This is a genomic window from Pseudescherichia vulneris NBRC 102420 (genome assembly GCF_000759795.1).
Classification (GTDB): Bacteria; Pseudomonadota; Gammaproteobacteria; order Enterobacterales; family Enterobacteriaceae; genus Pseudescherichia; species Pseudescherichia vulneris.
Genome location: NZ_BBMZ01000030.1, coordinates 32,282 through 57,092 on the forward strand (window position 1 = coordinate 32,282; position 24,811 = coordinate 57,092).

Sequence of the window (24,811 nt, forward strand, 5' to 3'; positions counted from 1 at the left end):
ATCCGCTCTTAAGTCGCAAAATTATGTGCTTTACTGAAGTGAAGGAATCGTAGAGGAGTGACAATGACAGTCGGGAACCGAATTTCAAACGCGCTGGCGTTAAACTCCTCTCTTGGGCGTAGCCTCTCCCTTTTTATGGCGGGCCTGCTGATAGCGGGTGTGGCCACCAGCGCCTGGACGCTCAACCGTTCCTGGGAGCGCACCGTTGAGGAGAGCGAACGCAACGCCATTAACCTGTCTGTTTCCCAGGCGCGACAGGCGGAAGATACCTTTCTGCAATCAGAACTGGCGCTAAGAGATATCCGCCGGAACGTGCCGCAAGAAGGCGTATCGGCCATCGATGTGACGAAATTCAACCTGTACCTTACAGAGATCAAAGAGCGCCTGCCGCAGCTGCATGGCCTGTTTATCTACGACGCACAGGGAAACATGAAATCTACGTCGTTTGGCCGCCAGCCCGCGATCACTAATAACGTTGACCGGGAATATTTTATCTATCATCGTAAAAATGGTCACGGCAGCGTCCATATTGGGCACGTTATCCGCAGCCGCTCTACCGGCGACCTGATTATCCCCGTGTCGCTGCGGCTGAATGATGCCGCCGGCGGCTTTGATGGCGTAGCGCTGGCAACGGTGAAAATTGACTACTTTCGCCATTTCTATAACTACTTTGAGCTAGGCGAACGCGATCTGCTGGCGATCCTAAGCACCGATGCGACGGTACTCTATGCCCGCCCGTTTAACGATGATGTCATCAACCGTAACCTCTCGCGAAGCCCGCTCTTTACCCAGGAGCTAATCCGCCAGGATCGCGGCAATGCGACGTGGCGATCGGGTATCGATCACGTTGAGCGCATCTTTGGTTTCGCTCGCCTGGAGCGCTACCCGCTGGTTGTGGCTGCGGGTTATGATAAGCCCGCGCTGTGGCGTACCTGGCTGCATGAGAGCCTGCCGGATATTGTTCTTAACGCCATGCTGCTGTTAGGCACCCTGATTATGGGCGCGCTCATTTTTCGCGTCGTGAGGGTCAACGTCAGGGACCAGACGGAGTTGACCACCCTGCGGGATGAGCTGACCAGTATCAACCATACGCTGCAAACGATGGCGCTGGCTGATGGCCTGACGGGGCTGGCAAATCGACGACAGTTCGATCTTTTTCTCGCCCAGTCGCTGAGAGCTGCTTTGCTGACCGGCAAGCCCGTCTCGCTGATCATGCTGGATATTGACTACTTCAAACGCTACAACGATGCCTACGGCCATGTGGCCGGTGATAACTGCCTGCGTCAGGTGGGTGAGGTGTTGCAGAAGCTTAACCTGCGTCAGTCCGATCTTATTGCCCGCTACGGCGGAGAGGAGTTCGCGATTATTCTGTCGAATACCGACCGTGAAGCGGCATTTACCATTGCCGAGCTTGCGGTCGCCGCCGTGCGCGCCATTCAGCTGCCGCATAATGAGTCGCTGACCGGGACAAAAGTGGTGACGCTCAGCGCAGGTTGCTACAGCCTGATCCCGCGTGGCAGCGATGAGGATGCGCGCATGTTGAAAGAAGGGGCCGATGCCGCACTTTATAGTGCGAAAATGGCGGGGCGTGACCGCGCGGTTATTTCGGATATTCACAAATAATTAACCTTACTGGTGAAAGTGCACGAAATTATTTTACTTTTTTAATATGAAACGCTATTTCTATTTTGATAAAATAGTATTTCCTTTTGTGATCGGCGCGACAGATTGGTCGTAACGCAGGGTGATAGTATCTCCTGCGTTTTTCATAGCTGAAAAATATCAACCTGTATAAATAGCCGTGCCTTATGGGATCACAATGATGGATATACTTTTAGGGTTAGTGAAAACGCCCGCGGTGATTATCGCGATCGTGGCATTCTTGGGTTTGTTATTTCAAAAAGCATCAATCTCTCGCTTAATTACCGGTACGTTCTTATCGTTTATCGGTTTTACAATGATTAAAGTAGGCGGCAGCATTTTAATGAAGGTGCTGACGGCCTTTAGCTCGCTGTTTTCCAAAGCATTTAATATTGTTGGGGTCGTGCCAAGTAACGAAGCAATTATGGCGGCTACCATTGATAAGCTAGGCTCTATCGCGGCGCTTATCCTGCTGTTTGCTATGATTTTAAATATTGTTTTAGCTCGCTTTACCCGCTTCAAGTTTATCTACCTCTCATTACACTTGGTTTTGTTTATGGCCTTTGCCATCACCGCCGTGCTGCTACAGTTTGGTTTCAGCCACACGATGATGATTGTTATCGCCTCGCTGCTGATCGGTACCTATATGGCCGTGTCGCCGTTTATTCTCAGCCGTTTTAGCCGGGAAATCATTGGCTCAAATGAGTATGCTATTTCTCACGCGGCGATCTCCTCCTATGTGATGGGTTCCTATATGGGGAAATGGTTTGGTAATAAGCAGAACGATACAGAACATCTTAATATCAGCAGTAAGTTTGATTTTATTCGTGAACCCAACATTGCCACGCTGTTAACCATGCTGGTTCTGCTGCTTATCTCCTGTATTTTTGCCACCCAGCCGCAAATTAAAGACGCGATGACCGTGGTCTATGGTGCGGGTGCCGGTGATAAGAACGTGGTGATCTTTATTCTTGAACAGTCGGCCACCTTTGCCTGCGGTCTCTATCTGGCGAAGGCGGGGGTAAACCTGTTTACCGCCGAGATTGTTCCGGCGTTCAAAGGTTTTGCCCGCGTGTTTGCCCCGGGCTCGGTACCGGCAGTCGACGTGATGGTCCTGTTTACCAAAGCACCCAACGCAACGCTGATTGGCTTTTTAATCAGCTTCTCCATTGAGCTGGTCTGTATTTTTCTTTTCCCATTCATTGGGCTACCGATTATCGTTCCGGGGATTATGGCGAGCTTTATCACCGGCGGCGCGGCGGCGATCTTCGGTAATGCAACCGGCGGCTTCCGTGGCGCGGTGATCGCCAGCAGCATCAATGGCTTACTGTTGTGCGTGCTGCCAGCGCTGACGCTACCGATCTTTTCACAGCTGGGCGCGCAGGGCGTGACCTTTGCCGATCCCGACTTTACGCTGCCATCGCTGATCCTGGATTATCTGCTGCGTATCGTGAGTTAAGTTGTGGGGAAAGGCAGCTAATTAAGGGAAGAGAGGCTGCCTTTTAAACCTGAGTCGATAACGTTAACGCTTTAGTTTTGAGATAAAAGGGATATTGCGGAATCTGTTCTCCCACGGCAGGCCATAGCCGATAAGCAGATCGTCACTCTCCATCTCATAGGCATAAAACTGCTTAAAGGGAATATCGATTCTGCCGGGCTTAACGAACAGCGTGGCAATGGCTAACGACTTCGGTGCATAGGTTGTGCTGAGATACTCTACCAGCCGCTTCATGGTGCCGCCGGACTCGATGGCATCATCGATAACAATCACATCTCTGCCGTTAATATCGATAGTGGGATGAAACATAATCGCCGACTGATTGCTGCGGTCGCCCGGCGTATGCGGGCAGGATATCGTCTCCATCGCCACCGTAAACTCCAGCTTTCTGACTAGATCGGCAGTAAACAGAATGCCGCCTGGCACCACGGTAATCACCACGGCATCATGATAATTATCGTTGAGCAACGCCGCGACGCGCGCTACGCCTGCGGCAATGGCCATTTCATCTAAAACCAGTTCACCCATGTAACGGTTATCCATTGTGCTTCCTCCGTCTTGTATGTTATTGATACACTCTATCGCAAAGTTCAAACTATCTGATTAATAATTAAGGACAAAATGTGACGTCAGTCGAAAGCTTACAAGCAAAATATCCCAATGCACTCGCGTGGTCCATTGGCGACAGCGTCAAGCTGGCAAACCAGTTGGCCGACCTGGTTGTGAAGGGAAAAAAGACAGCATCGTGCGGCTCGTTAGCGTCATACCAGGCGGACAGCGCGTCACCGGCAGTAGGCAGCTACCATATTATTCTCAATGGTAACCAGGAACCCGTATGCGTTATTCGCATGACGTCGCTGCGGCTGGTGAGATTCTGCGACGTTGACGACGCCTTTGCCCGTAAAGAGGGGGAAGGTGACCTGAGCCTTGAATACTGGCGCACGGAGCATCAGCGCTTCTTTACGCAGACGGGGAGCTTCTCGGAAGAGATGGAACTGGTTGCCGAAGAGTTTGAAGTGGTTGAGGTGGTCTAGGCAGATTTTGTAGGCTGGGCAAGCGTAGCGCCGCCCAGCATTCCAGTTTGGTTAGGGATTATTTATTCGCTGAGTCCGGCTCCGATATCAGGCGATGACGCTGGGCTTTCTGCGCTTCGCCTTGCATACGGTTAAGAATATCCCCTTCAAATTCTGCCTGTTCATCGCCGTAGACATACTCATGGCCGCTGCGCAATGCATACCATGCGCGCTCAGCGACTTCCTGCGGTTCCGCTTTTTTACCTGCACCCACAGTCGTATTGGCCTGGCCTGCGTTTTTAAAGAAGTTCGTCTCCGTTGCGCCTGGCATAAGCAGTGTCATGTTCAGGCCGCTGCCTTTAAGCTCGTTCCGGATGGCCCAAAAGAAAGAGTTAACAAACGCTTTTGTCGCTCCGTAGATAGCTTCAAAAGGAATTGGGGCCGTACCTGAAACCGATGAAGTCATTAGCACGTCGCCGCTGCCGCGTTTAATCAGGTCAGGAATAAAAAGTTTAGAGAGATGCACATAGGAATCGACGTTGAGTCGGATCAGCGATAGCTCTTTCTCAAGCGCTGTGCCGCCGATAAACCTACCGCCCAGACCCTGTCCGGCATTAATTACCAGTGCGCTGATATCAAAACCTTTCTCATCCGTCTGTTTTTTCAGCTGTTCAATCTGCGCATAATCGCTTAAGTCTACGGAGTAGGGGTAGATTTTTGCGCCCAGCTTTTGCAGCTCTTCACCCGCTCTGGAAAGCTTATTTTCATCTCGGGCGACAACGATCAGATCGTAATCGTTTTTGGCAAAAACCTTTGCCAGTTCAAATCCGATACCGTTTGATGCGCCTGTAATAAGGGCAATGGGTTTAGCTGCCATGACTGTCTCCTGTTATCGTTTGCAACGAGTTGATAGCCTGGCACAGGAGTAACGCTATTTCGTTGAATCGCTTTCAATGGTGTGATGAGCCGTGTTCAATCAAGGCTCATCACTGTGAGCGACCGGATCTTCCAGCATACCTTCGCGGAATACGTCGCAAAGCTCACGAAGACCCTGAGGAACCGTCCGATAGCCGGGATAGTAGAGATACATTGCCGGTTCTATCGGTGACCATTCTGATAATACGACCCGAAGTTCACCGCTGCGTAAATAGCGCTCGACTCTTTTTTCCGGACAGTAGGTTATGCCGACATCCGCAAGCGCTAGCTCAATGCCCATTACGGTATCGCCAACGCATACCTGACCTGGTACATCTATCGCGTGGTACTCGTCCCCCTTGCGGAACTCCCATTTGTAGATCGTTCCTTGCCCCGTGCGGATCTGAATACAGGAGTGCGATAGCAAATCCTTAGGGAGCACAGGTGCCTGATGATGGTACAGGTAACGTGGAGAGGCGACCGCGACCCACTTAATGTCGGTACCAAGCTTAACCGCAACAAAATCCTCAGGGATTGTACCGCCATAGCGGATACCCGCATCAAAGCCCTCGCCAACAATATCAACCATGCGATCGTCAATGGTGATATCTACCTGAACATCCGGATAGCGCTTAAGGAAACGGGGGAGAAGTGGAGCCACAACAAGACGCGCGCCGTCTTTGAGCACATTCAGACGAATGCGGCCCACGGGGCGTTCACGGAAAGCATTGAGTTCATCCAGCGCTTCGCTAATCTCTGCGAAGCCAATGTTAAGTCTTCGCGCCAGGGTGGTTCCTGCATCCGTTGGCGCTACCGTTCTGCTTGTACGGTTAAGCAGCCTAACACCAAGGCGTGCTTCGAGGTTTCGCACCGCATGGCTAAGGGCTGAGGTGGTTATCCCTAACTCAACAGCTGCCTGAGTAAAGCTGCGCAGGCGCTCAACGGTACGGAAAGCATTCAGATCGGCCAGATCGGCGCGAGAGAGGCGAGTAGTTGGACGTACTGGCATATCAACCCGCAAATTCCTTGAGGTCGTTAAACACCTCATCCCAGAACGCGGATCCACTCTCAAAGCCGACCATGTTCCGCATCATGAAAGCGCCCTCGGTGGCCAGATAGAGTATTCGCCGTTTTCTGGACGCCTCGTCGGTGGCCTCAAGGTTGCCAAATCTCTCTTTATACCAGTTAACCATGCTTTCGCTTTGCGTCCCGGCCTGGGCTGCCAGCAGGGTTAAGGTTCTGATCCCGGCCTCTGACGTCTCTTGCTGGGTCGCGCTGATGTGGGTCAGCAGTCGCGCTTTGGCATCGGCATTTTCGGGAAGCAGCGTGCGGTAGCGCTCCTGCTCTTTATTAAGCCAGCGATCCAGCAGGGCATCCAGCACCTTTTCCCGTGAGCCAAAAACCGACTGCACGCTGGCCTTCGAGATGCCAGCCTCCGTGGCGATAGCGCCAAAGGAGAGGGCGGCGGCACCTTCGCGGCCCAGCACGTTCTCCGCTGCATCCAGCAGGCTATCCCGATCTATCGTTTTTGGTCGTGCCACGGGTATCTCCCTAATATTGATTTAAATACGGTCGTATGTTAATTTGCCAGCCAGTTAATTACAGGGTCTGAAATCAACGACATTTCGGCCATATCATCGCACATGAGGTTTGCCATGTTCTATCTCAAACCGGTCCCCCGCAGGATCGCCTACGTCACCACCTTTGAGGTGATTGCTATCTTCTTCTCATCCTTGCTGCTTTCGGGCATGAGCCACGGCGACGCGGCCAGCTCGCTGCCGGTGGCCGTGACCACCTCCGTTGTGGCCGTTGTCTGGAACTACATCTACAACACCCTTTTTGAACGCTGGGAAAAGCGGAACAACATTCAGAAACGCACGCTTCTTATCAGGATTGTGCATACTCTGCTTTTCGAAACGATGTTTATTATTCTGATCGTGCCGTTCTTTATGTGGTACTACGATGTCGGTCTGGTGAAGGCGTTCATGATGGAGATCGGCCTCATCACCTTCTTCTTTGTTTACGCTTTTGTCTTTACCTGGCTTTTCGATCGCCTCTTTGTGCGCGAACCGATCCCTGCCACCTAAATACCCTCAAGCAGGCAGTAGCGGCACATGCGGCGCGGCGTCCAGCGGCAGATGACCGCTGAGGCGCGGATCGGCCTGCACCTCTACCCGCCGGGCGTAGGGGGTAAACCCTGAGCGGATATAGAACCCAAGCGCGGAAGGGTGATCGAAGGTGCAGGTATGTACCCAAAAACGCTGGACAGGTTTAGCCCATGCGAGCGCTATGGCCGCGCTCATCACCGCCCGGCCTATGCCCTTACCGGTCACGTCCTGCGTTAAGCCAAGAAAGGCCAGCTCGGCCTCGCCGGGTTCGCTGAAGTCCAGCTCCACCAGCCCAACATCCTGGCCGTTATGGTGAACGCAGTAAATCTCCCGGCTGGAACTGTGCAGCACGCTAATCAGCATCTCATCGCTCATGACGAGACGTGAAAACCAGAGCCAGTTTGCGCCCACCCTGCGGAAAAGGCTGCGGTAAAGGTCAGGATCGCGCTCGCTAAACGGCCGTAGTGAAAACCCCTCCGGCAGAGGAATCGGAGCCTCGGTTGGCTTCTCGCGCATTTCAAGGCAGGTGACGACCGAGGCGATGCAGCCGGGGGTAACGTCTGAGTAGCCGACGGGAACGGTTTGCGTGCTGTTATTCATCCTTTCTCCTGAGCGTAGTCGAACAATTGTCAACGCCATCATCCCAGACCAGCGTGTCACTTTCAAAGTGATTATTCGCTTTATTTTCAAGAAGGAGGAGTGTTATAAGTTTATGAACCGTAAAGAAAAAGAGGGTCATAAGAAAAATGTTTGATGTGGTCGAAATTAACAAGGATTCAGAAGAATTAGCGATATTAGTCGGCGAGCTGGACGCATTTCAGAGTACGCTCTATCCCGCCGAGAGTAATCACTGCCTCGATTTCTCCACGGTTAACGAAGAGGATATTCGTTGCATTATTGTGCGTGACGATAAAGGTGAAGCGATCGGCTGCGGGGCCATTTTTCTCCAGGGCGATAGCGCCGCGGAGATCAAGCGCGTATATATTCGCCCTCAATACCGCGGCAACAAAATCGGTGAGCGGATCGTCTCCAGCCTGGAGCAGCTTGCGGTTCAATCCGCTTGCCGTGTACTTCGGTTGGAAACGGGCATTCGTCAGCAGCCAGCTATTACGCTTTATCAACGCTGCGGCTATCAGCTATGCGATCCGTTTCCTCCCTATCAAGAAGATCCCCTGAGCGTATTTATGTATAAGGCGCTATAGGTAAGCCCTATAAAATACCCTTCAAGGCGACGTGATAGAGCAGCATAATAGTTTTGGCATCCACAATCAGGCCGCTTTCAACTGCGGCTAATGCCTCATCCAGCGGCATCTCCAGCACTTCGATATCTTCACCTTCCGATTCTAAACCACCACCAGAGCTGGTTCGATCTGCGGCCTGGTACTCTGCGATATAGAAATAGAGCTTCTCCGTTACCGAGCCTGGACTCATATAGGCCTCAAACACCTTTTCAACGTGCGAAATACGAAACCCGGTCTCTTCTTCCGCCTCCGCTTTAATGCGGTTTTCCGGATCCATATTATCCAGCAGGCCAGCCGCCGCTTCGATCAGCATGCCGTCGTGCCCATTCACATACACGGGAAAGCGGAACTGACGCGTGAGGATCACGGTTCGTCGTTGACGGTTATAGAGCAGGATAGTCGCGCCGTTGCCCCGGTCATACACTTCTCGGTTTTGCTGCTGCCACTCGCCGTTCTGCCGCTGTAGCGCAAAGGTGTACTTTTTTAACGTGTACCAGTCGTCAGAAAGGATTTGCGTGTTGATGATACGTACTTCTGCATGTTTTGATTGCATGATAGCGCTCCAATACGTAGAGTAACCATCATAAGCAGCGGTTTCGTGCAATATCAAGATAATTCGTGCAAATGGAAAAAAGATGCTAACCAGTCAACGCAAACAGCTGATACGTGAAAAGCTGGCCGCCGAGGGCCAGGTTCATTCAAAGGATCTCAGCGCGTATTTCAAGGTATCGGAAGATACCATCCGCCGAGACCTACGTGAGCTAGCGGCAGAAGGGCACCTGCAACGGGTGCACGGCGGCGCGCTGCCTGCGTCATCGGCTACCGGCACCTTCTCAGAGCGCAAGTCACTAAAAATTGACGCCAAACAGCGCGTAGCCCGCAAGGGCGTTGAGCTGATTTCAGACGGGCAGGTGGTGATTATCGATGGCGGAACCACAACTTCGGAGCTTATTAAGCAGCTGCCTACCGATCTGCGCATTACGGTGGTGACCCATAGCCCAGGCATTGCCCTCGGCCTGATCGATCATCCCGCTGTTGAGGTTATCCTCATCGGCGGCCGCCTCTATAAACACTCCATTGTCACCGTCGGCGCGGCGGCCATAGAGGGCATCGGCAGCATCCATGCCGATCTCTTCTTTATGGGCGTAACCGGGGTACATCCGGATGCGGGTTTAACCACCGGCGATTACGAAGAAGCGTGTATCAAACGTGCATTTTCCGGCAGAGCCGCTGAGACGGTGGTGCTGGCGTCACCGGAGAAGATTAACGCCGCATCACCCTTTGCGATCGGTAGCCTGTCGCTTATCAATATGCTGGTCGTAGAAGATGGGACTGATGAAGAGTGGATCCGGTCGGTAGAAGCGCAGGGCGTATCGGTAGTGAAAGCCTGATCCCGACGTTCCTGGAGGCAAGCCCGCAGCCTCGCCATTTATAAGCTAACCTTACTCCTTAACGAAGAGGAGATAACGATGGCTGATTCAACCCTGATCGATACGCTGCAGTTTGGCCCTGAAGAGGCACCAACGCAAAAATACGAGATCTATGGCGATGACGAAAAGACGCCAACCTATGCGTTGATATATCAACAGCGCGATGGCAGCTGGCAAAAGCAGGATGAGACCCTGAGCTTCGCCGCGAAAGAGGAGCAGGAAGAAGCCACCAGTACGCTGGACTATGGCTCTGGCGATCCCCTTCCAGACCTGCGTGATTTGGTCACCGAGGCGAAAGAGCGGTGCGAGCAGCACTGGCACAATACCCCTCGCAATTAACCCTCATCGTGCCGGGGTCATCCCGGCACTCCCCCTCACGATGGATTACGCAGCTGGCTAGCGTGCCGGGCAGGGGACATGCCGAAGATGCGCACATAGTCACGACTAAACTGGGACGGACTCTCATACCCGACATGAAAGCCCGCGCTGGCGGCGTCTATCGCATCGCTCACCATCAGCCGTCGCGCCTCCTGCATGCGCAGATGCGTGCGGAACTCAATAGGGCTCATGGTAGTAACGGCTTTGAAATGGTGATGGAACGCCGAGCGGCTCATCCCGGCAACGCTGGCCGCCTGTTCAATACGGCATGCTTCCCGAAAGTGGGTTCTGATCCAGATAATAGACCGGGCAATCTGATTAAGCCGGCTCTCGCCCTGCGCCATATGGCGGATAATGTCGCCCTGCGGCCCCGAGAGCAGGCGATACAGGATCTCGCGAAGCGTCAGCGGGGCCAGCGCATCAATATCCTGCGGCGTATCCAGCAGGCTGGCCAGACGTATAGCTGCATCGAGCAGTTCCGGGGTGGTCTTATTTAACATAATCCCTGAGGGGGCGACCTGCGCATCGGCTGACGGAGAGGGATAGCGAATGGCCAGCTCTGACAGCGCGGTCATATCGAAATCAAGCTGCAGACAGAGGTATGGCCGTTCCGCTGTAGCCTCAATAACCGACCCCATGACAGGGAGCTCAACGGAGGCAATCAGGTAGTTGGCTGCATCATAACGGTAGGTTGTCTCCCCGAGGCGCGCCTCCTTGGTTCCCTGTGCCACAAGACAGAGCGTTGGGGTATAGATCACTGGCATCGGCATAGTTGGCGACGACGCACGGATCAGCGTCACCCCAGGCAGAGCGCAGCGATATGTCCCATCCTCTGGGGCATGGCGTCCAATAATATCCACGAGAGCATTCAGTCTGTTCATAGGCAGGTAGAGTATCCCTGAAAAAAGTCCTCGCATAGAGAGCATCGTTCAGCCAGGACAATCGTGCAATCATTGCGGATCTCATGTCTATCCGCTGATCCGCGTTCTGATAGAGGATGATAGTCGAACTCAACGCTTTTAGGAGATTGGACATCATGACTACATCATCTGCTCTTAACCAGTATCGCCTGCTGGGCCGTTCCGGATTACGTGTTTCACCTCTTTCACTGGGCACCATGACCTTTGGCTCTGACTGGGGATGGGGCGCGGATGACGCGGAAGCGCAGCGCATTTTTGATGCCTACGTCGAACGCGGCGGCAACTTTATCGATACCGCCGTTAACTATACCAACGGCAGCGCGGAGAAAATTCTCGGCCGGATGATCAAGGCGAAACGCGACCGCATCGTGCTGGCTACCAAGTTTACCATGTCGCGTGAAGCGGGTAACCCCAACGCGGGCGGGAATCACCGCTACAACCTCGTCCGCTCCGTTGAGACCAGCCTGCGACAGCTCGATACCGACCGCATCGATCTGCTCTATCTGCACGCGTGGGATTTCACTACCTCGCCGGATGAAGTAATGCGCGCCCTCGACGATCTCGTTCGTGATGGCAAAATTCTCTACCTGGGTATCTGTAATACGCCCGCATGGCGTATCGCCCAGATGCAGACGCTGGCCGACCTGCGCGGCTGGTCGCCGTTCGTGGCGTTGCAAATTGAATACAGCCTGGTTGAGCGTACGGTAGAGCACGAGCTGATCCCGATGGCGCAGGCGATGGGGCTCGGCGTCCTGCCGTGGTCGCCTCTTGGCGGCGGGATCCTGACCGGGAAATACAGCCGGGCCGATCTCTCGGATGAAAACGAAGCAGACGTGGCAGCGACGCGTAAGGGGATCATCGCCTCGACTGGCCACCTTAACGAACGTGCACTGGCCATTGCCGAGGTGGTGAGCAGCATCGCCAACGAGAGCGGGGCGTCATCGTCACAGATTGCGCTGGCGTGGACATTACGTAACGCCGCTGTGGCGTCCACCATTATTGGGGCACGCACCGTCGCTCAGGCTGAGGACAATTTTGCTGCACTTGAGATCGTGCTCACCGATGAGCAGCTTCAGCGTCTGGATCAGGCCAGCGCGATTGGTCCTATCTTCCCGGCGCGCTTTATCTCCCGGCCAATGGCGCAGCAGCTGATCACCGGTGGCACGGCCGTCAAGGGGCGTGAGTAGGATCAACGGCGAGGCTTACCCGGCATGTGTCACCCAGTTTTGTAGAAAGTCGATGAACATTCGCACTTTTTCCGGAACGTGGCGCGTATTGGGATACAGCGCATAGATCCCCTGACGAGGAAAGCGGTGATCGGGAAGCAAATGGACGAGCTGACCGGTATCCACATCGTCCTGCACCAGCCAGCCCGGCAGCAGCGCAACACCGGCCCCGCACCTGGCAAACGCCAGAAGTGAGGCCGCGCTGTCTGCCATGATTACCGGGGGAAGATGCGCACGAAAGAGTACACTTTCGCCTTCTGGGGTCAGAACCTGCCAGTTAAGCGGAGTAGCAAGCCGGGTGTGGGCCAGCCAGCTCACCTCGGCAAGCTGTTCCAGACTGAGGGATGGCGACCCTCCGTAGCGTTTCAGGTAAGCAGGTGACGCGACGGGGAGGATCTCGAACCGATCGATTAATTTGGCATGATGGCTTGAGTCCGTGAGCTGACCAAGCCGGATAGCAACGTCAAATCGCCCGGCAATCAGATCGTCGTTTTTCGAAGAGGAGACATGCTGAATTCTCAGCTGGGGATGTTCAGCTGAGAAAGCCGCGAGCGCGGGAACAACAACACGTGCGCCGTACTCCGGCGTGGTCGTGATACGAAGCAAGCCGCTTAAGCCAGCATGATCGCTGCGCACGTCGTTGAACACGCTTTCAGCCTCCTGCAGAAGCCGCTGGCACCGATGATAGAAGCGTTCTCCGGAGTCGGTGACGGCGACCCGCCGGGTGCTGCGGGTGAGTAACGATACGCCAAGCTTTTCTTCCAGCTTTTTGATGTTAAAGCTGACTACTGCTTTGGTCAGCCCCAGCGTTTGCGCTGCTCCCGTAAAGCTACCGGCTTCCACTACCGCAACAAAAATCTCAAGCCGCTGCATGTTGAGCATTCAACGCTCCTCAACCCACTTATTGTCAAAATGTATTTGACAGTATAACGCCGTGCGTAGCGTTTATCCCACCTCATTCCCTGCCTATACTGCGCGTACCCTGTTGTTTTAAGAAATAATTTAAGAGAAGTAGCGTTAATGAACTATCGAATGCGCGTAGCCAGTATCTATCTGCTGGGGTTCTTTATCGATCTGGTTAACATGTTTATCGCTAACGTAGCGTATCCCGATATTGGCCGACGCTTTGATGCCTCTGTAAGCCTGTTAGCCTGGGTGAGCAACGGGTATATCCTTGGCCTCACTCTGGTGATACCGCTAAGCCGCTGGTTATCCCAGCGTATCGGCGCTAAGCGCCTGCTGATGTTGTCTCTGATTGTTTTTATGGCAGGCGCGACCGGCGCGGGCCTTGCCTCTTCGCTATCTCAGCTCATCGCCTGGCGATGGCTACAGGGGGTAGGCGGAGGATTATTAATTCCCGTCGGGCAGACGATGACCTATGCGCTCTATCGCAGTCACGAGCGTGCGAAGCTCTCTTCAGCGATTATGCTGGTGGCGTTACTGGCTCCGGCATTATCTCCCACCCTTGGCGGGTTGATTGTTGATCACATCAGCTGGCGCTATGTCTTTTTAGCAAGCTTGCCGCTAGCGGGCGTAACGCTGATCCTCTCTGCGCTTTGGCTTAAGCCAGACGCGCGCGCGACATCGCCGGAACCACTTGATCTTTCAGGGCTAATTATAGCCTGCTCGGGGCTCACGTTGATTCTGCTGGGGTTGACGTATCTGGGAGAGGCGGGGCATATCGGGCAAGGTGGGCTATTGCTGATGGTCGGCATTTTGCTGATGGTTTTGTTCGTCCGGCACGCTCTGAGAAAAACGTCGCCCTTGCTCAACCTGCGACTGCTGAACGCGCCGCTGCTGCAAACCGCCATGCTGGTATATCACTTTATTCCCGGCGTATTTACCGGCGTGAGTCTTATTGCCATGATCTATCTGCAGGTTCAGCTGGGTATGAGTGCAACGCTGGTAGGATCAATGATGATCCCTTGGGCGCTGGCTTCCTGCGTCGCTATCACGCTCACCGGGAAAATGTTCAATCACGTCGGCCCACGTCCGCTGTTTATTATCGGCTGCCTGGGGCAGGGAGCAGGCATTGCGTTGCTGACGCTTATTGGCCATGCCGAAGACATTTCCCTTACCGGACTGGCTTACCTCTTGATGGGGTTCGGCAGCAGCCTGTGTAGCAGCACGGCGCAAAGCGCGGCATTTATTGACATCGCGGAGCACGACTTAGCTGATGCCAGCGCGCTATGGAACATTAACCGCCAGCTGAGCTTTTGCTTAGGCGTCACCGTGATGGGTTTGCTGTTAAACCTCATGCTCAGCGCAGGGGTGCCAACGAGCCAGGCCTTCCCTCTCTGTTTTTTATTGGCTGCAGGCAGCGTGATTATTCCTGTGCTGTACTGCCTCCGGCTGCCGAACCGCAGCCTTGTCTTCACTCTCAATAAGGAGAAAAAATGAATCGCTATTTTCAGGAAGTCGTTGATGCCCACGAGCTGATCGGTCACTGGCTGGGTGACGAAACCGCTGCAATCGAGGTATGCGAAACGCTGTTAGCGCGTTTTAGCCCGGCGTACTCAATGGTCACGCCTGGGGGAGCCATGCTTGATTTTACGGCATTGAACGCGTTCTTCCGTGGCCAGCGCGGCGCGAAGAAGGGGCTGCAGATCGCCATTGAGAATATGCAGCTTGTTGCAGAGAGCGCCGAGGGCGCAACCGTTACTTATCAGGAGCGCCAGCAGCTGCCCGGTCAAAACGCGACGCTACGTTTCTCAACCGTAGTATTTGAGTCCGAGCCGGACGGCATGCTCCGCTGGCGGCATCTCCACGAAACCGCTCTCCCTACGCCTTAACGACTTTTCAGTTATCTCACAACGATGCCGCCGCCCTGGCGGCTGTGTCATACAGGGACGATATCGTGCGGAGCAGCTGCGCGGTATCACCAATCGACGCCCCTGAAATGCCGCTTTCCGCATGAATATTGATAAGACAGGCTTCACGCACGTCACGGTATTTCATGCATAGCGCTTTACCTTCCTCTGTGGTGGAGAAATAGAGCTCTTTGCCCACTTTCTCACTCGTCACGTAGCCCGCCTTGACCAGCTTTTTCAAGGCGTAGGTCACCACATGGGTATCTTCAACGTTAAGAACAAAACAGATGTCGGCCAGCTTCTTCTTACGGTTGCGATGATTCACATGATGCAGAAGCGAGACGTCAAAGGCCCCCATGTCGGGTTCACCGGCGGCGGTCATGCAGCGCACCATCCATTTATTGAATGCATTACTGGTCATGATCAGCGCGTATTCCAGCTCCGATAACTCTGCACAGCGCTCGGACACCAGATGTCGGGAAGAGACGATCCGGCCATCGTTGATATCGTCGTGGTTCGATGAAACTTGTGTTTTTAAGGTCATAACGTTCCTTACGGGAGTGTGACTCTTAGCCAAAAATGTAAACTCAAATCGATAAAATAAGAACATTTTATTGATAAATTGTTTACATGTTTTTGTGGTTCGGATATAGCTTTTTAGTGCTGGTTCTGTGGAGCCGGGCGCAAAACACAACATCGCTCGCCGTAATGCATCACGCTTCGTCCAGACACGAAGTATTAAAAAAATAGCCGTCGGCGCGCAACACTCACTTTGGATAGGGTAAACGTTTATGGACGGTTCGACATTATTGCCGCTGATTGGGATACCCATCGTGGTTATCGGCTTTGCACTACGCTTCAACCCGCTGCTGGTAGTCGTGGTGGCAGGGCTGGCGACGGGCCTGCTGGTGGGCATGGATTTTGGTATGTTGCTGGAGACGTTTGGCGAAAAGTTCGTCAATAGCCGTTCGCTGGCAACCTTTATCCTGATCCTGCCTGTTATTGGCCTGCTGGAGTATTACGGGCTTAAAGAGCGGGCTCAGGCCTGGGTAGCGAAGATAGCCAGCGCCACCTCGGCACGTATTTTGATGCTCTACTTTGTGGCGCGTGAAGGCACGGCGGCACTGGGACTGATGTCGCTTGGCGGTCATGCTCAGACGGTGCGTCCGCTGCTTGCGCCGATGGCTGAAGGGGCGGCGCTGAATGAGTATGGCGAGCTGCCGCAGCATATCCGCGACAAAATCAAAGCGCATGCCGCCGCGTGCGACAACATTGCGGTTTTCTTCGGGGAGGATATCTTCATCGCCTTTGGCGCGGTGCTGTTGATTGACGCCTTCCTGAAAGAGAGCGGCATTGAGGGAATTGAACCGCTACATATCGGCCTGTGGGCCATTCCAACCGCTATCGCGGCATTGGTTATTCATATGACGCGCCTGCTGCGCCTCGATGCAAGCATTCGTCGCGACGTGATGGCCTGGCGAGCAGAGCAGGGTACACAGGAGATCGCACCATGATGACGTTAATCACTATTAACCGCGTGTACTATCTGATTGGTTTTGTCGTGATGCTGCTGGTTGTGATGACCCTGCGCGACCGCGCCAACCCTAAACGCTTTACCACCGCGCTGTTCTGGTTCCTTTTTGGCGGCATCTTCCTGTTTGGCGATCTCATGGTGCAGGAGCTGGGCAAGTCTCTGGCGTATCGGATCATTGGCGGCTGCGTCATTCTCATTGCCCTGCTGGCCGGTTTTGGGCTGGTGGGTAAGGGGCACTATAAGATGTCCACCGAGTCCGAACGCGTCGCCTCAGCAAACCGACTGAAAAACTGGCTGTTCCTGCCGGCGCTGATGATCCCGGTGGTTACCGTGATCGGTACCTTGTTCCTGAAGGGCGTGTCGGTGGGTGGGGTCTACCTGCTTGACCAAAAACAGCTCACGCTCGCAGCGCTGTGCGTGGCGTGCGTGGCCGCGATCCTCACCGGCTGGTGGCTGACGAAGGGGACGCCGCTGCATGCGGTCCGCCAGTCTCGTCGCCTTGTTGATACCATCGGCTGGGCGGTGATCCTGCCGCAGATGCTTGCCATGCTGGGCGGCGTGTTTGTGGTGGCGAATACCGGCGAATCGGTGCAAAAGGTGGTCAGCCTGTTTGTGAACCCGGATAGCCGTTTCATGCTGGTGGTGATCTACTGCGTGGGTATGGCGCTCTTCACCATGATCATGGGCAACGCCTTCGCCGCTTTCCCGGTACTGAGTGCGGGTATCGCCTTGCCCTTCCTGATCAACGTACACCACGGTAACCCGGCACCGCTGCTGGCGATTGGCATGTACGCGGGCTATTGCGGCACCCTGATGACGCCGATGGCCGCCAATTTCAATATCGTTCCTGCGGCTCTGCTAGAGCTTAAAGATAAGTACCAGGTGATCAAAATCCAGATCCCGACCGCGCTAACCCTGCTGGTGGTTAACGTGTTCTTAATGTATTTCCTCGTATTTCGCTAAGCGTAGCAATGACTTAAGGAGCTGTTATGGAACTTACTCAACATCAGGCTGACGCGTTTGCCAGAATGCCATTGACCTATTTGCGTCAGGAATACCCTAACCACATTATGCATCTGCTTAATGACGATGGAGACGTATTGCCGCCGCGCGAACTGCATCCTATTTTCTACGGCTGTTTTGACTGGCACTCGGCGGTGCATGGCTACTGGCTGCTGCTGCGTTGCGTGCGCCTCTATCCAGAGCTGCCGTGCCGGGACGAGATCGTCGCGCTATTTGATGAACATCTGAAGGAAGAGAAGGTTGCGCAGGAGCTGGCCTATTTTAACGCGCCGTTTCGCGCCTCTTTCGAGCGGCCATACGGATACGGCTGGTTGCTGGCATTGGCTCAGGAGCTGAAACAATCCGCGTTGCCCGAGGCTGCGGGCTGGTATCAGACGCTGCAGCCATTAACGCAGGATATTCGCGGCAGGCTGATGGATTATCTCAGTAAGTTAACCTACCCGATCCGCGTCGGCACCCATTACAACACCGCTTTTGCGCTGGCGCTGGGCCTGGACTATGCCCGCGCCGTGGAGGATGACGCGCTTGAGCAATCCATTGTCGCGGCGGCTAACCGCTTCTATCTCGCTGACACGCGCTATCCGGCTCACTATGAGCCAGGCGGAGACGAGTATATTTCCGGGGCGCTCACGGAAGCACTGCTGATGAGCAAGGTGACGGATCGTTTCCCAGCCTGGTTCGATACGTTTCTTCCTGACGTGGGCGCGGTGTCGGCGCTGATGGATCCGGCAGAGGTAAGCGACCGTACCGATCCCAAAATTGCGCATCTTGATGGTTTAAACCTCAGCCGCGCCTGGTGCATGAAGCATATTGCCAAAGCGTTGCCAGCACAGCACGCGGGGCAGCAGGCGCTGAGCGAGGCGGTGGAGCGTCATCTTGCGGCCAGCGTAGAGCATGTGGTGGGAAGCCACTACAGCGGCGGGCACTGGCTGGCCAGTTTCGCACTGCTGGCGCTGGAGTAAGCTTGAGAAGGGTATAGTCGCAGGTGACGCTATACCCGATCCTCATGTTCACAACCCTGAGTTAACCTGACCAGCGCTACTCGTCAGGATCGCCGCCTCTTTTTTTCAACCTGGCTGACAGATAGGGCGCGGTGAGGCTGTCCTGCGAGCGGCTTACCTCATCCGGCGTACCGGCCGCAACGAGTTGTCCGCCGTTTTCGCCCGACCCAGGCCCGAGATCGAGGATCCAGTCGGCTTCGGCAGCGATGCGCATATCGTGCTCAGCCATGACTACCGTGTCACCGCGCTGAACCAGCCTGTCCAGAACCTGCATCAGCTTATCCATATCCGCCGCATGCAGCCCGGTCGAGGGCTCATCCAGCAGATAGAGCGTTTTACCCCGCTGCACCCGCTGTAACTCCCAGGCAAGCTTAATGCGCTGACATTCGCCGCCGGACAGTTCGGTCGCAGGCTGGCCCAGCGTCAGGTAGCCGAGACCAAGCGCGGCAAGCGCGGCGAGAGAGCGCTGGATAGCGTCATTGTCCTTGAACGTCGAAATGGCTTCGTCGACGGTGAGATCCAGCACGTCCGCTATCGTTTTGTTATGCCACCGCACCTCAAGGGTTTCATCATTGTAGCGACGCCCCCCGCAGGCGGAGCACGGCGCGCTTGCCTCGGGCATGAACAGTAGCTCTATGGTGATCTGCCCCTGACCCTCGCAGGCGGGGCAGCGCCCGGCGGGCAGGTTAAAGGAAAATCGGCTGGCGTTAAAGCCGTGCTTTTTCGCCTCGTCCGTTTCGGCAAAGAGCTTGCGTACGGTGTCAAAAAAGCCGGTATAGGTCGCCAGGTTAGATCGCGGCGTCCGCCCGATGGGCCGCTGATCGATGCGAACCAGACGATTAAGAGTGTTCCCGCCCGCCGTGATCTTACCCTGTACATCCGGAACCACGCCGTCTTCCTCAGCGGCGTCCTCTTCCGGCGTTTTGTCGAGTCGTTGAAGCAGCGCGGGGAGCACGCGGGCCAGAAGCGTAGACTTGCCTGAGCCAGACACGCCGGTAATGGCGGTCATCCGTTCCAGGGGGATGCGGACATCCAGGCAGTGAATGTTATTGCAGGTTATCTGCTCTAGCGTCAGCCAGCGTTCGGGAAGACGACGCCGACGCAGGCCCGGACGATGCCTGTCGAACAGGTAGCCTGCGGTAGGCGAACCGGATACCTGCTTGAGACCCGATGGAATGCCGTTATAGACGATCTCACCCCCCAAGCGCCCTGGGCCCGGTCCCACTTCCGTCAGCCAGTCGGCTTCGGCAATAACATCCAAATTGTGTTCGACGATGACCAGCGAGTTGCCCGCCTCAAGCAGCAAGCGCAGGGACTGGAGCAGGGCGCGTACGTCTTCAGGATGCAGGCCAGCCGCAGGCTCATCGAGCACGTAAATCACGCCAAAGAGCCGGGAGATAAGCTGCGTGGCCAGACGGATCCGCTGTAGTTCACCGGACGAGAGCATGGTGGTCCGGCGGCTGAGAGACAGGTGCCCAAGGCCCAGTTTTTCGAGCTGGTCGAGGCGGCTACAGATATCGGTCGCCATCCTGATAACGGCCTCGCGCAGCGCGGCCTCGCCAGGCAGCTGTTGAGAACGGCCTTCGGCAAAGGGTATAAGCAGCGCCTTCAGCTGCGAAATCGTCAGGTCGGCCATCTCGGCAATATCGAGGCCCGCAAAAGTGTAGGCCAGAGCATTCCGGTTGAGCCGCTTGCCGTGACATTCGGTGCAGGGTGCCACGGTAATGAAGCGGGAGATGCGTTTTTTCACCGAGTCCTTACTGCCTGAGTAGCTCTGCAGCAGGTATCTTCTGACGCTGGTGTAGGTGCCGGTATAGGCGGGCTCGGTGCCTGCCGCGATGGCCTCCTGGCGCTGCTCCGCATTCAATCCCAAAAAGATGGGTACCGACGGTTGTTCGTCGGTGAAGATGATCCACTCTCTCTCTTTTTTAGACAGCGTCTTCCACGGCGCATCGATGTCGTAGCCCAGCGTTTCCAGAATTGAACGCAGGTTTTTTGCCTGCCAGCCGGCGGGCCAGGCGGCTATTGCCCCTTCGCGAATGCTCAGCGAATCGTCCGGGACAAGCGCGTCGGCTTTCACTTCATGTACCATGCCCATCCCCTGGCATGCCGGGCAGGCACCCTGGGGGTTATTGGGCGAGAAAGATTCAGCGGCAAGGAACGGGACGTCGGCGGGATGGCTACCGGCGCGGGAAAACAGCAGCCTCAGAATAACGGAGATCCGTGTCAGGCTGCCAACTGTTGAACGCTCTTGTGCGCCAGCACGGCTCTGCTGCAGGGCAACGGCGGGCGGCAGACCGTCTATACTGTCCACGTCCGGCGCAGATGCCTGCTCAATCAGGCGTCGCGCGTGCGGGGCGACGGACTCCATAAAGCGTTGCTGCGCCTCGGCATAGATCGTGTCAAATGCCAGGGAGGATTTACCCGAGCCGGATATGCCGGTAAACACCACCATGGCATCACGAGGAAAGGTAAAGGAAACGTCCTTGAGGTTATGCGTTCTGGCCCCGTGTACGCTTACCCCAGAGCTGATATTCTGAGACCGAGCGCGTAGGCTTTTTGACGATCTTTCTGCTGACATGGTTTTCCCTGATAATAAAAGAACTTCAAGGGTAGACCTGGAAAGGGCATCGAACAACTTGCTACAGGGTACTTGCGTGCGTTGCAATACATTCTCTGAACCATACCTGAGCGGGCGAGTTGCCGCTGCGTCGATGCCATATCAGATGAAACACGATCTCCGGCAGCGCCAGGGGTGGCGAAAACAGTTTCAGCTCATGGCTGGTCTGCGAATGAAGTGCCACACGTTTGAGGATCGTGGCGGCCATATGGGTGCGCGCGATGACCGCAGGCACGGCAAAAATGTGTGGCACGGTTAATGCGAGCTTACGCTGCTTGCCCTGCTTGCCCTGCTGGGCGAGGGTCCGATCGACGAGGCCGTGCAACTCTCCTTCCGGTGATACGAGCACATGCTGCAGGTCCAGATAGGTCTTCAAATCCATCGGCTCCCTTGCAGCCCGATGTTCACTTGATACGATGGTAACAAATTCATCACGCAGCAGCGGACGGGTCAGAATACGCGCATCCATATTCGTCGGCGGCACGCCGATGGCCACATCGATCGCACCGGCATCGAGCAGATCGACAGCAGCATTGCGGTCATTAAATGAAACCACATTCAAAGAGACGCCGGGGCAGGTCTGCTCCAGCGCTTGCATCAGTGTCGGAAGCAAGACCAGGGTAGGATAATCCTGCAGGCCCAGTTTGAACGTGACCTGCGCCGTTTCAGGCTTAAAGCCAGGCTGGGTAATCATAGCCTGCTCGATCTGCTGCAGGGCAGCAGCGATGGGGGATGCCAGGTCCCGCGCGCGTGACGTGGGAATTAACCCTGCATTGCTGCGCTGAAAGAGGGGGTCGCCCAGCAGAATACGCAGCCGGGACAGGGCTGCGCTCATCGCCGGCTGGCTTACGCCTGTCTGGATTGCGGCGCGCGTGACATTGCGTTCGTTCATGAGCGCATTGAAGGCCACCAGCAGGTTTAGATCGATACCATGAAAATCCATATTTCGAATAATGGGTTATATCGGTTATTTGTTGGATTGATTATAACCCACGTTTTATTCTGCCACCTCCTTAACTGCGGAGTAGAATTTTCATGAACATCCCATCGACAGAGTTGACCCAGCAATTACGTACCGAACTGGCCGCTGTAGAAACACTGTATCGCGCATTTAGCGAACAGGATCCCGATCTTGTGGATACCGTACTTGCCCCTGAGTGGGATGACATTCCGCTGGCGCCAGGCCAGGCTCCCGGTCCGGCAGGTATCAAGACCATCATTAACATGGTCGTCGCCGCCTTTCCGGATGTGCACATCACCATCCATGACACGGTTCAGGAACCGGGCAAGGTCGCCGTGCGCGCCGAGATCGGCGGGACCCATTTGGGTGAACTGTTCGGCATCGCGCCAACCGGTAAAAAGGTGAGTTTCAGACTGCATGAGTTTCACACGGTTGCCAACGGTCTGATCACCACCACCTGGCATCTGGAAGACTGGTTTGGCCTGTTCCTGCAGCTTGGCCAGTTTCCATCACAAAGCTGAACCCGGGATGCTTTAAAATTTCACTGCGGCGCTAGTGGCCTGAATGGTTTCCGCGACCGTTTGCGATTCTGTCCTCAAGGCATGCTCTCCCTGTTGTAGTAAGCAAAAACGTCGTCAAATGATGCTAAAGGGGCAGAGCGTTTCTTCTTGAACATATTAACCCTTCAATGAATACCGTGTCGGAAAGCTATTCTCATATTTTTTGGAAAAAATGAATACCTCATTATATTTCCAATTGTTTCAAATTCTAAATATTAGCGGTAAAAGTCTGTCTTTCTCGTTCCGTATACTCATCTCCGGTCAAATTCCTAATTTTTAATTTGAGAGAGCTTCAGGGGATTTGCATGTCAGGCCGTCATCCCACGCCAGCCGGACTGTCGCGGGAAATTGTATATTTTCTAAAAATTAATTTAAGAGCATTAGCGCTCCTAATTACATTTTTCCCTCTTTACGATGAGTGGAATAAGTAGTAGAAATAAAAACCCCCATTCCCCGGGATAACACTGTACCCCGCTAATGGATTAATTCATTCAGGAGATAAATGCATATGTCTGATTCATTTCAGAACGAGATACCTCGTGCACGCATAAATATAAAACTGGATCTTGTCACCGGGGGCGCTCAGAAGAAAGTGGAGCTGCCGCTTAAGCTCCTGAATGTGGGTGACTTCAGCAATGGCAAGGCAGAAGGCACGCTGTCTGAGCGCGAAAAAATAAACATAAACAAGCACAATTTCAACAGCGTACTGGCCGAGCTTAATCCCGAACTCAGCCTCACCGTTAAAAACACTCTCTCAGACGACGGTTCTGAAGAGAATATAAAGCTCTCTTTTCAGAATATGAAAGATTTTGAACCCGAGGCGGTGGCACGCCAGATCCCCCAACTCCGGGCCATGCTCTCCATGCGTAACCTGTTACGTGATTTGAAATCTAATCTGCTTGATAACGTTACGTTCAGAAAAGAACTCGAAACCATATTAAAAGACCCGGCGCTTTCCGATGAACTGCGCAGCGAGCTGAATGCGCTCGTGCCGACCCGCGCTTAATTATCAGATCTTCTTTTAACAAATATAAAGACGAGTCAATGCTAATGTCAGTCAATAACGAACCGAAAAACAGGGCGGGCAGCGCCACTGCAGAAACAATACTGCCGCAGGGTGGGGTATATGCTTCGCTGTTCGAAAAAATTAATTTAACGCCGGTGGCCGAGCTCGGTGATCTAAACGGGTTTGATGATAATAGCGTGATGGCCGAAACCTCTGCGGATGCGCGCGTCACTGCGGCAGTAAAAGTCTTTATGCAGTGTCTGCAAAAATCCGGGCAAACGGTAGAGAAGCTGGATAAAACCATCCTCGACCACCATATTGCAGAGCTGGATTTCCAGATCGGCCGACAGCTTGATGAGGTCATGCACCATGAAGATTTTCAGCGCACGGAGAGCATCTGGCGGGGGCTGAAATCGCTGGTGGATAAAACCGACTTTCGCCAGAACGTCAGGCTGGAACTGCTCGATTTGTCGAAAGAGGAGCTGCGTCAGGACTTCGAGGACGCGCCAGAAATCATCCAGAGCGGGCTGTATAAGCAGACCTATATCGCGGAATACGACACCCCCGGCGGAGAACCCATTGCCGCGGTGATCTCGGCCTATGAGTTCGATGCCTCCGCGCAGGATGTGGCGCTGATGCGTAACATTTCGAAGGTGTCCGCCGCCGCCCACATGCCGTTTATTGGCTCCGCAGGGCCAACATTCTTCTTAAAAGAGAATATGGAGCAGGTGGCGGCCATCAAGGATATCGGCAACTACTTCGACCGGGCCGAGTATATCAAGTGGAAATCCTTCCGCGAAACCGATGACTCGCGTTACCTCGGTCTGGTGATGCCGCGCGTGCTGGGGCGTCTGCCGTACGGCCCGGATACCGTGCCGGTGCGCAGCTTCAACTATGTTGAGCAGGTCAAAGGCCCGGATCACGAT

Annotated in this window: 27 protein-coding genes; 16 read left to right on the forward strand and 11 right to left on the reverse strand. The window is 54.5% G+C overall.

From position 1 onward, the window contains the following. The first annotated feature begins 63 nt into the window (after positions 1–63). Positions 64–1,623, forward strand: coding sequence for a sensor domain-containing diguanylate cyclase (locus EV102420_RS18790; RefSeq protein ID WP_042395131.1), 1,560 nt, complete (start codon positions 64–66; stop codon positions 1,621–1,623). Positions 1,624–1,822: 199 nt separating this feature from the next. Beyond that, positions 1,823–3,100 carry a PTS ascorbate transporter subunit IIC gene (ulaA, locus tag EV102420_RS18795; protein WP_042395202.1) on the forward strand — a complete coding sequence of 426 codons (1,278 nt, stop codon included), beginning with the start codon at positions 1,823–1,825 and terminating at the stop codon, positions 3,098–3,100. A 63-nt stretch (positions 3,101–3,163) separates the two neighbouring features. Here ulaA and EV102420_RS18800 read toward each other — a convergent pair whose 3' ends face one another. Further along, on the reverse strand, positions 3,164–3,682 hold the full coding sequence (locus tag EV102420_RS18800) for a phosphoribosyltransferase (protein WP_042395133.1): 519 nt from the start codon (positions 3,680–3,682) through the stop codon (positions 3,164–3,166). 80 nt (positions 3,683–3,762) lie between these two features. On the opposite strand from EV102420_RS18800, the gene EV102420_RS18805 reads away from it, so the two are divergent. Further along, positions 3,763–4,173, forward strand: a complete 411-nt coding sequence (locus tag EV102420_RS18805) for an ASCH domain-containing protein (protein WP_042395135.1) — start codon at positions 3,763–3,765, stop codon at positions 4,171–4,173. A 58-nt stretch (positions 4,174–4,231) separates the two neighbouring features. Here the strand turns inward: EV102420_RS18805 and EV102420_RS18810 are convergent, their stop codons facing one another. The 3 genes from EV102420_RS18810 to EV102420_RS18820 form a co-directional block, all read right to left on the reverse strand. Beyond that, positions 4,232–5,029: an SDR family NAD(P)-dependent oxidoreductase gene (locus EV102420_RS18810; RefSeq protein ID WP_042395138.1), complete on the reverse strand. Its 798-nt coding sequence runs from the start codon at positions 5,027–5,029 to the stop codon at positions 4,232–4,234. Positions 5,030–5,128: 99 nt separating this feature from the next. Continuing rightward, positions 5,129–6,076: a LysR family transcriptional regulator gene (locus EV102420_RS18815; protein ID WP_042395142.1), complete on the reverse strand. Its 948-nt coding sequence runs from the start codon at positions 6,074–6,076 to the stop codon at positions 5,129–5,131. 1 nt (position 6,077) lies between these two features. Next, positions 6,078–6,608: a TetR/AcrR family transcriptional regulator gene (locus tag EV102420_RS18820; RefSeq protein WP_042395145.1), complete on the reverse strand. Its 531-nt coding sequence runs from the start codon at positions 6,606–6,608 to the stop codon at positions 6,078–6,080. Between the two features lie 114 nt (positions 6,609–6,722). On the opposite strand from EV102420_RS18820, the gene EV102420_RS18825 reads away from it, so the two are divergent. Beyond that, positions 6,723–7,154, forward strand: a complete 432-nt coding sequence (locus EV102420_RS18825) for a PACE efflux transporter (RefSeq protein ID WP_042395149.1) — start codon at positions 6,723–6,725, stop codon at positions 7,152–7,154. A gap of 6 nt (positions 7,155–7,160) precedes the next feature. Here EV102420_RS18825 and EV102420_RS18830 read toward each other — a convergent pair whose 3' ends face one another. Further along, positions 7,161–7,775, reverse strand: a complete 615-nt coding sequence (locus EV102420_RS18830; protein ID WP_042395151.1) for a GNAT family N-acetyltransferase — start codon at positions 7,773–7,775, stop codon at positions 7,161–7,163. A 146-nt stretch (positions 7,776–7,921) separates the two neighbouring features. Between EV102420_RS18830 and EV102420_RS18835 the strand changes: the two genes are divergently transcribed. Next, on the forward strand, positions 7,922–8,377 hold the full coding sequence (locus EV102420_RS18835; protein ID WP_042395152.1) for a GNAT family N-acetyltransferase: 456 nt from the start codon (positions 7,922–7,924) through the stop codon (positions 8,375–8,377). 7 nt (positions 8,378–8,384) lie between these two features. On the opposite strand, the gene EV102420_RS18840 is transcribed toward EV102420_RS18835, so the two are convergent. Then, entirely contained in the window at positions 8,385–8,969 is a 585-nt protein-coding gene (locus EV102420_RS18840; RefSeq protein ID WP_042395154.1) for an NUDIX hydrolase, read from the reverse strand. Between the two features lie 82 nt (positions 8,970–9,051). Here EV102420_RS18840 and EV102420_RS18845 point away from each other — a divergent pair, with 82 nt between their 5' ends. Together EV102420_RS18845 and EV102420_RS18850 are read left to right on the forward strand one after the other, a co-directional pair. Continuing rightward, positions 9,052–9,807 (forward strand): DeoR/GlpR family DNA-binding transcription regulator, encoded by a 756-nt coding sequence (locus EV102420_RS18845; RefSeq protein ID WP_042395156.1) that lies wholly within the window; start codon positions 9,052–9,054, stop codon positions 9,805–9,807. Between the two features lie 78 nt (positions 9,808–9,885). Beyond that, positions 9,886–10,185 (forward strand): hypothetical protein, encoded by a 300-nt coding sequence (locus EV102420_RS18850; RefSeq protein WP_042395158.1) that lies wholly within the window; start codon positions 9,886–9,888, stop codon positions 10,183–10,185. Between the two features lie 35 nt (positions 10,186–10,220). On the opposite strand, the gene EV102420_RS18855 is transcribed toward EV102420_RS18850, so the two are convergent. Beyond that, positions 10,221–11,105 carry an AraC family transcriptional regulator gene (locus tag EV102420_RS18855; protein ID WP_042395160.1) on the reverse strand — a complete coding sequence of 295 codons (885 nt, stop codon included), beginning with the start codon at positions 11,103–11,105 and terminating at the stop codon, positions 10,221–10,223. Positions 11,106–11,260: 155 nt separating this feature from the next. On the opposite strand from EV102420_RS18855, the gene EV102420_RS18860 reads away from it, so the two are divergent. After that, on the forward strand, positions 11,261–12,331 hold the full coding sequence (locus tag EV102420_RS18860; RefSeq protein ID WP_042395162.1) for an aldo/keto reductase: 1,071 nt from the start codon (positions 11,261–11,263) through the stop codon (positions 12,329–12,331). A gap of 15 nt (positions 12,332–12,346) precedes the next feature. Here the strand turns inward: EV102420_RS18860 and EV102420_RS18865 are convergent, their stop codons facing one another. Next, positions 12,347–13,252 (reverse strand): LysR family transcriptional regulator, encoded by a 906-nt coding sequence (locus EV102420_RS18865; RefSeq protein WP_042395165.1) that lies wholly within the window; start codon positions 13,250–13,252, stop codon positions 12,347–12,349. Between the two features lie 138 nt (positions 13,253–13,390). On the opposite strand from EV102420_RS18865, the gene EV102420_RS18870 reads away from it, so the two are divergent. After that, positions 13,391–14,770 (forward strand): MFS transporter, encoded by a 1,380-nt coding sequence (locus EV102420_RS18870; RefSeq protein WP_042395169.1) that lies wholly within the window; start codon positions 13,391–13,393, stop codon positions 14,768–14,770. Then, positions 14,767–15,162, forward strand: a complete 396-nt coding sequence (locus tag EV102420_RS18875; protein ID WP_042395172.1) for a hypothetical protein — start codon at positions 14,767–14,769, stop codon at positions 15,160–15,162. Before EV102420_RS18870 ends, EV102420_RS18875 begins: the two co-directional genes overlap by 4 nt. 16 nt (positions 15,163–15,178) lie before the next feature. Here the strand turns inward: EV102420_RS18875 and EV102420_RS18880 are convergent, their stop codons facing one another. Next, positions 15,179–15,724: a winged helix DNA-binding protein gene (locus tag EV102420_RS18880; protein ID WP_042395174.1), complete on the reverse strand. Its 546-nt coding sequence runs from the start codon at positions 15,722–15,724 to the stop codon at positions 15,179–15,181. A 247-nt stretch (positions 15,725–15,971) separates the two neighbouring features. Between EV102420_RS18880 and EV102420_RS18885 the strand changes: the two genes are divergently transcribed. From EV102420_RS18885 to EV102420_RS18895, 3 genes are read left to right on the forward strand one after another with little or no spacing between them, the layout of a single operon-like run. After that, positions 15,972–16,694, forward strand: coding sequence for a DUF969 domain-containing protein (locus tag EV102420_RS18885; RefSeq protein WP_042395176.1), 723 nt, complete (start codon positions 15,972–15,974; stop codon positions 16,692–16,694). After that, a complete protein-coding gene (locus EV102420_RS18890; RefSeq protein ID WP_042395177.1) occupies positions 16,691–17,677 on the forward strand; it encodes a DUF979 domain-containing protein in 987 nt (328 codons plus the stop codon). Before EV102420_RS18885 ends, EV102420_RS18890 begins: the two co-directional genes overlap by 4 nt. A gap of 26 nt (positions 17,678–17,703) precedes the next feature. Beyond that, a complete protein-coding gene (locus tag EV102420_RS18895; RefSeq protein ID WP_042395179.1) occupies positions 17,704–18,699 on the forward strand; it encodes a DUF2891 domain-containing protein in 996 nt (331 codons plus the stop codon). 76 nt (positions 18,700–18,775) lie between these two features. Here the strand turns inward: EV102420_RS18895 and EV102420_RS18900 are convergent, their stop codons facing one another. Then, positions 18,776–21,319 carry an excinuclease ABC subunit UvrA gene (locus EV102420_RS18900; protein WP_042395181.1) on the reverse strand — a complete coding sequence of 848 codons (2,544 nt, stop codon included), beginning with the start codon at positions 21,317–21,319 and terminating at the stop codon, positions 18,776–18,778. Positions 21,320–21,380: 61 nt separating this feature from the next. Further along, entirely contained in the window at positions 21,381–22,301 is a 921-nt protein-coding gene (locus tag EV102420_RS18905; protein ID WP_042395184.1) for a LysR family transcriptional regulator, read from the reverse strand. Positions 22,302–22,393: 92 nt separating this feature from the next. On the opposite strand from EV102420_RS18905, the gene EV102420_RS18910 reads away from it, so the two are divergent. The 3 genes from EV102420_RS18910 to tssC all read left to right on the forward strand — a co-directional run. Further along, a complete protein-coding gene (locus EV102420_RS18910) occupies positions 22,394–22,840 on the forward strand; it encodes an ester cyclase (protein WP_042395185.1) in 447 nt (148 codons plus the stop codon). A 547-nt stretch (positions 22,841–23,387) separates the two neighbouring features. Further along, complete coding sequence (gene tssB, locus EV102420_RS18915; protein ID WP_042395205.1) at positions 23,388–23,885, forward strand: type VI secretion system contractile sheath small subunit; 498 nt, start codon at positions 23,388–23,390, stop codon at positions 23,883–23,885. A 38-nt stretch (positions 23,886–23,923) separates the two neighbouring features. Continuing rightward, the coding region (gene tssC, locus EV102420_RS18920; RefSeq protein WP_042395207.1) for a type VI secretion system contractile sheath large subunit at positions 23,924–24,811 on the forward strand (888 nt) is incomplete at its 3' end.